Consider the following 6,000-nt stretch of genomic DNA (forward strand, 5'->3'; position numbering starts at 1 on the left):
ACGGCCCTGACCCCGGTCCCGCGGCCGTCCCGCCGGGGACTCAGGTCTCGATCTCGGTCCGGTCGCCCGACCAGAGCGTGTGGAAGACGCCCTCGCGGTCGGCCCTGCGGTAGGTGTGGGCCCCGAAGAAGTCCCGCTGCCCCTGGATCAGCGCCGCCGGGAGCCGCTCGGCCCGCAGCGCGTCGTAGTAGGCCAGCGCGGTGGAGAACCCCGGCGCGGGGACGCCCAGCTCGGCGGCCCGCGCCACCACGCGCCGCCACGCCCCCTGCGCCACGGTCAGGGCCTCGGCGAAGTACGGCGCCAGCAGCAGCGACGCGGGCGCCGAGCTCCGCTGCCCCGCCGTGTACGCCTCGCGGATGCGGTCGAGGAAGACGGCCCTGATGATGCAGCCGCCCCGCCAGACGGTCGCCAGCGCGCCCGGGTCGACGTCCCAGCCGTACTCGGCGCTCCCGGCCCGGATCTGGTCGAATCCCTGCGCGTAGGCGACGATCTTCGAGGCGTACAGCGCCCGCCGTACGTCCTCGGCGAACCCCTCGCCCACGGCGCCCGCCGTCGGGGCGGACGGGCCGGGCAGGGCGCGCGCGGCCCGGCGCAGCTCCGCGTCGCCGGAGACGGCGCGGGCGAAGACCGCCTCGGCGATGCCGCTCACCGGCACCCCCAGATCCAGCGCGATCTGCACGGTCCAGCGGCCGGTGCCCTTCTGCTCGGCCCGGTCGGCCACGATGTCCACGAAGGGACGGCCGGTCGCCGCGTCGACCTGGCGGAGCACCTCGGAGGTGATCTCGATCAGGTAGGACGACAGCTCGCCCCGGTTCCACTCGGCGAAGACCTCGGCCAGCTCGGCGGGGGACAGTCCGAGGCCCTGCCGCAGCAGGTCGTAGGCCTCGGCGATGAGCTGCATGTCGGCGTACTCGATGCCGTTGTGCACCATCTTCACGAAGTGCCCGGCGCCGTCGGGGCCGATGTGCGTGCAGCACGGCACCCCGTCGACCTTCGCGGCGATGTCCTCCAGCAGCGGTCCGAGCGCCGCGTACGACTCCGCCGACCCGCCCGGCATGATGCTCGGCCCGAGCAGCGCCCCCTCCTCGCCGCCGGACACCCCGGCCCCGACGAAGTGGATCCCGCGCTCGCGCAGTGCCGCCTCACGGCGGCGGGTGTCGAGGAAGTGCGCGTTCCCGCCGTCCACGAGCATGTCGCCCGGCTCCAGCAGCGGGGCGAACTCCTCGATCACCGCGTCGGTCGCCGCGCCCGCCTTGACCATGATCAAGATGCGCCGGGGGCGCTCCAGCGCCGCGACGAGATGCTCCGGCGTCTCACAGGGGACGAACGCGCCCTCGTGTCCGTACTCCTCGATCAGGGTTTTCGTCCGGTGCTGCGACCTGTTGTGCACGGCCACCGTGTGCCCGTGCCGGGCCAGGTTCCTGGCGAGGTTGGCCCCCATCACGGCAAGGCCGGTCACACCGATTCGCGCCTGGGTCATCGTGGACCACTCCTTTCACATCCACGATGCCAGGCTTTATCCGGCCATAGGTCAGTAAGGGCGGAAAACCGTGCCGTTGGCCTCCGGGCCGAGGATCCCGCCGAGGCAGCGGTAGGTGCGGTCGCCCTGGTCGAACCGCTCCTTCGACGGAGGCAGCACCGTCGAACGCCACTTCCCGGCCGCGACCTTGGGCGCGTCGCCGGATCGGGAGGCGAGCATGACCCGCGTCGAGCACACCTGCTTGACGACTGGGTGCTTCTCCAGGATCTGCTGCCGGTAGGTGGTGACGTCCTGCGGCAACGTGGCGATCGCGTAGGTCTCCCAGTAGTGGGCCTCCTCGCAGCCGACCGTCGTGGCGCTCGCGTCACCGGACACGACGAGCAGCCCGCTCCAGCACTCGGCCTTCGCCACGCACGCGGCCCCCGCACCGGGGACCTTCGCGGCGGGGCACGACGCGGTGACCGTGTCGACTCCCGCGATCTTCGCGACCTGCGCGGAAGGGCCCTCCCCGTCTTCGGGCGCGTCCGCGCCGCCCGTCTCGCCGGGCTTCAGGGCGGCCGGTCCCTCGACGGCGGGCCCGGTCTGCGAGCCGGCGCCGGGACCGCGGTTCTCGAAGTACATGAGTCCGACCCCGGCCAGCAGCAGGATCACGAACGCCACCGCCACCGCGACGAACACCTTGCCGTTCGACCCGCCGGAGGACGCGACCGTCGCGGGCGACTGGGTGCTCGAAAGACCTCGCACGCCGGGTGAGGTCAGGTGCGCGCGCACCGGTTGCTTGCCCGCCGCGGGCGGGACGGGGTAGGCGGGCGGCGCGCCGTACGGCGAGGGCCCGGCCGGGAAGGACGCCGGAGGGCCGGACGGTGACACACGACCGGACGGGGCGGGACGGTGCGGCATTCCGGGACCGGACGGCGTTGTGGGACCTGACGGTGACATGTGACCGGGCGGGAAGGGGCCGGACGGCGTTCCGGAACCGGACGCCGTCCCGGGACCGGACGGGTGCGCCACCGGACGCGGGGGCAGCGGCCGGGACGCCGGGGCGTGGCGGGCCAGGCGCAGGTCCGTGAGGGCGTCGCGCAGGGCCGCCACCGAGGGCGTGCGCCGGGCCGGATCGCCGGCCATGGCCTGGCGGAGCACCTCGGTCAGCTCCGGCGGCACGCCCGGGATCTCCGGGATGGGCCGGCGGTGCAGAGCCATGATGACCGCGATGTTGACCACGCCGCTCTCCGGGAAGCGCGGGGGCCGGCCCGAGAGCAGCGCGTAGAGCGTGGCGGCCAGGGAGTAGACGTCCCCGGCGGCGCTGGGCTCGGCCAGCTCGAACGCCTCCGGCGGGGCGTAGGCGGGGGTGAGCGACTCGCGGGTCACCGACACCTCGCCGCCCGCCGACGGCATGGTGGCCAGCCCGAAGTCCGACAGCACCACGTTGCCGTAGCGGTTGACCAGGATGTTGGCGGGCTTGATGTCGCGGTGCAGCACTCCGGCGGCGTGCGCGGCCGCCAGCGCGTCGGCGATGCGGATGCCGATGTCGGCCACCTCGGCCGGGTCCAGCCGCCCCTCGGCGCGCATCCGGTCCAGCAGCGACCCGCCCGGGCAGAGCTCCAGCACCATGTACGGCCTGCCGTCGGGCAGCACCCCCGCGTCGTAGACGTGGGCGACGTGGGGATGGCCGGAGAGCGCTCCGGCGGAGGTGACCTCGCGCATGAACCTGCGCCGGTCGCGCTCCGAGACGAGCACCCGATTGTCGATCTTGAGCGCGACCTCGCGGTCCACGGCGAGCTGCCGGGCCCGGTAGACGATCCCGAACCCACCCTGCCCGAGGATGCCGGACACCTCGTATCCCGGCACCGCCACGGCGCCCGCTTCGGCCACCTGCCACCTCCTGGAGAGATCGGCAAGATTACCGGAACATCGTTTTCATCCCGCTTGAACGACCGCCACGGACACCCGGAACATCGATGAGATCGTGAAGCGCCCGGATGCCTATGCTGTTCTCTTCCGATCTCTTCTGAGAGGGGAGGAGAAGAGAGTCGTGAGTGGACGGGATCCAGACCGCCGCAGGACGCTCCTGGACGCCGCGGACCGGGTGATCCGGCGCGAGGGCCCGGAGGCGTCGATGGCGGCGATCGCCGCCGAGGCCGGCATCACCAAGCCCATCCTCTACCGGCACTTCGGCGACAAGAGCGGGCTCTACCAGGCCCTGGCCAACCGGCACGTCCGCACCGTCGTCGACCTGCTGCGGCAGCAGTTCGAGCAGACCGGCACCGACCTGCGCGGCCGGGCCCGCTCGACGATCACCGCCTATCTCGACATGATCGCGGCCAACCTGAGTCTCTACCGGTTCCTGTTCCACCGGGCGGGGGCGGAGGACAGCCGGACCCACTCCCAGATGACCGCGATCGTCCGCAGCCTGGGCGAGGAACTCGGCGAGGTGATCGCGGCCGCCTCGGAGGGCCTCGGCCCGGTCCGCGCCCAGGTGCTCGGGCACGCTTTCGTCGGGATGGTCCAGGCCACCGGCGACTGGTGGCTGGAGCATCCCGAGGTGGACCGCACGGAGGTCGTGGAGAGCCTGGTCGGCGTCATCGTGGCGGCGATGTCCTCCGCGACCGCGTCGCTCCGCTGACCGGCCGGACCGACCCGCCGGCGCGACCGCGTCGCTCCGCTGACCGGCCGGACCGACCCGCCGGCCGGTCCGGCGTTCCCCGGGCCCTCGTCCGTTGTCGGCCCTTCCCGCCGCTCTTCGGGCGTCTTCCCCGCGTCACTCCCCGAAGCGGGACAGCTTCCCGTGGGCGCGGGCGTAGCGCAGCGCCCACGCGAACAGGCCCAGCGTCGCGGCCAGGTAGACGACGTCCAGCGCCGCTGCCAGGGCCAGGCTGTCCCACGGTACGGCGCCGCCGTCCAGGACGGTCCGCATGCCGGTGAAGACGTGGGTGGCCGGGAGGAACCAGGCGACGGTCTGGAGCGGGGCGGGCAGGACCTCGACCGGGTAGAAGATCCCGGCCAGCGGCTGCACGATGAAGACCAGGGACCAGGCGATCACCTGGGCGTTCTCCCCGAAGCGGAGCACCGCCGAGATTCCGACCAGGCCGAGGGACCAGCCCATCACCAGCAGCAGGGCCATGAACGGGATCAGGCCCGCGCCGAGGGCGGTGACGCCGAACCCGTAGAAGGCCAGCGCGAGGCCCGCCATGACCGCGATGGCGAAGACCACCTTGCCGAAGGAGAACACGATGAGGCCGACCACGTACTCGACCGTGGAGAGCGGACTCACCTGAACGTTCAGGAGGTTCCTGCTCCAGATGTCCTCCAGGAACGCGATCGAGATCTCGTTGCTGGCCTTCTGCAGCACCTGCCAGAGCAGGACGGCGCCGAGCAGGAAGGCGGCGACGAACGGCACCCGCTGCGACTGCAGGAACAGCGTCACGAACCCCCAGACGAGCAGTTCGACCGTGGGCCAGAAGACGATCTCGAACATCCGGATCGGGCTCCGGCGCAGCGCGGCGAAGTCACGGCGGACCACGCCGCCGACGCGGGTCGCGCGGGCGGCGAGGCTCAGCGGGGGATGGGTGATGGTCATGCTCGGGACACCTTCACGATCGGGCCGTCTTCAGGATCGGGCCACCTTGAGGAAGACCTCTTCCAGGGTCTCCGCGCCGTAGACGCCGGCGAGCTCGGCGGCGCTGCCGCTCGCGACGATCCGCCCGGCGGACATGAAGTGGATGCGGTCGCACATGCGCTCCACCTCCTGCATGTTGTGCGAAGTGATCAGCATCGCCCGGCCGTTCTCCCGGGCCAGCCGGACCAGGAGGTTGCGGATGCGGTCACCGGCGTCCGGGTCGAGGTTCGCCGTCGGCTCGTCGAGGATGAGCAGGCTCGGCTCGTTGATGAGGGACTTGGCGAGCTGGACGCGGGTGCGCTGGCCCGAGGAGAGCTCCATCACCCGGCGCCGCTGCAGCGGGCCGAGATCCAGGAGGTCGACGAGCTCCGCGACCCGGGTCTTCGGGTCTCGCACGCCGTACAGGCGGGCGAAGACGTCCAGAACCTCGCGGACGTGCAGCACGCCGGGCAGGTCGACGTAGCTCGCCGCGAAGTTGACGCGGCTGAGAACCTCGACGCGGTGACGGCCCAGTTCGCTACCGAACATGCGGATGCTTCCGGAGTCGGGGGTGATCAACCCCAGGAGCATGTGCAGGGTGGTGGACTTGCCGGCCCCGTTGGGCCCGAGCAGCCCGATGATCTCTCCGGGACCCACGTCGAGGCTGATTCCGTCGACGGCGGTCACGGGACCGAACCGTTTCGTCAGCGCGGTGGCCTGAAGGATGGTCACCAACCAAGCGTGCGCTGCGCCGACCACGGTCGGCAAAGGGTTTTCGCCCGGGAGGCAGGGTCGATTTGACGAGGTCGGCGAGGGTTCGTAACCTTTCTGGGCCCGGGAGGACCGGTGGCGACACCGAGCGCCCGGGAGCCCCCTCTGATCGCTCCGCTCGATTCGACATGAATTGAATGTGTGGCTAAATTGG

Annotated in this window: 5 protein-coding genes; 1 reads left to right on the forward strand and 4 read right to left on the reverse strand. The window is 71.9% G+C overall.

The window, feature by feature from the left end; all coding sequences use genetic code 11:
* Window positions 1-40 precede the first annotated feature (40 nt).
* Together gnd and Plo01_RS33380 are read right to left on the reverse strand one after the other, a co-directional pair.
* Complete coding sequence (gnd, locus tag Plo01_RS33375; protein ID WP_203894734.1) at window positions 41-1,480, reverse strand: NADP-dependent phosphogluconate dehydrogenase; 1,440 nt, start codon at window positions 1,478-1,480, stop codon at window positions 41-43.
* 51 nt (window positions 1,481-1,531) lie between these two features.
* The gene (locus Plo01_RS33380) at window positions 1,532-3,352 is read right to left on the reverse strand and encodes a serine/threonine-protein kinase (protein WP_203894735.1); all 1,821 of its coding nucleotides are present in this window, start codon (window positions 3,350-3,352) and stop codon (window positions 1,532-1,534) included.
* 160 nt (window positions 3,353-3,512) lie between these two features.
* Here Plo01_RS33380 and Plo01_RS33385 point away from each other — a divergent pair, with 160 nt between their 5' ends.
* Complete coding sequence (locus Plo01_RS33385) at window positions 3,513-4,103, forward strand: TetR family transcriptional regulator (RefSeq protein WP_203894736.1); 591 nt, start codon at window positions 3,513-3,515, stop codon at window positions 4,101-4,103.
* 135 nt (window positions 4,104-4,238) lie between these two features.
* Here the strand turns inward: Plo01_RS33385 and Plo01_RS33390 are convergent, their stop codons facing one another.
* Window positions 4,239-5,057, reverse strand: a complete 819-nt coding sequence (locus Plo01_RS33390) for an ABC transporter permease (RefSeq protein ID WP_203894737.1) — start codon at window positions 5,055-5,057, stop codon at window positions 4,239-4,241.
* Window positions 5,058-5,087: 30 nt separating this feature from the next.
* Entirely contained in the window at window positions 5,088-5,807 is a 720-nt protein-coding gene (locus Plo01_RS33395) for an ABC transporter ATP-binding protein (RefSeq protein ID WP_203894738.1), read from the reverse strand.
* Window positions 5,808-6,000 lie beyond the last annotated feature (193 nt).

This window comes from Planobispora longispora (assembly GCF_016863135.1).
GTDB classification, from domain to species: Bacteria; Actinomycetota; Actinomycetes; order Streptosporangiales; family Streptosporangiaceae; genus Planobispora; species Planobispora longispora.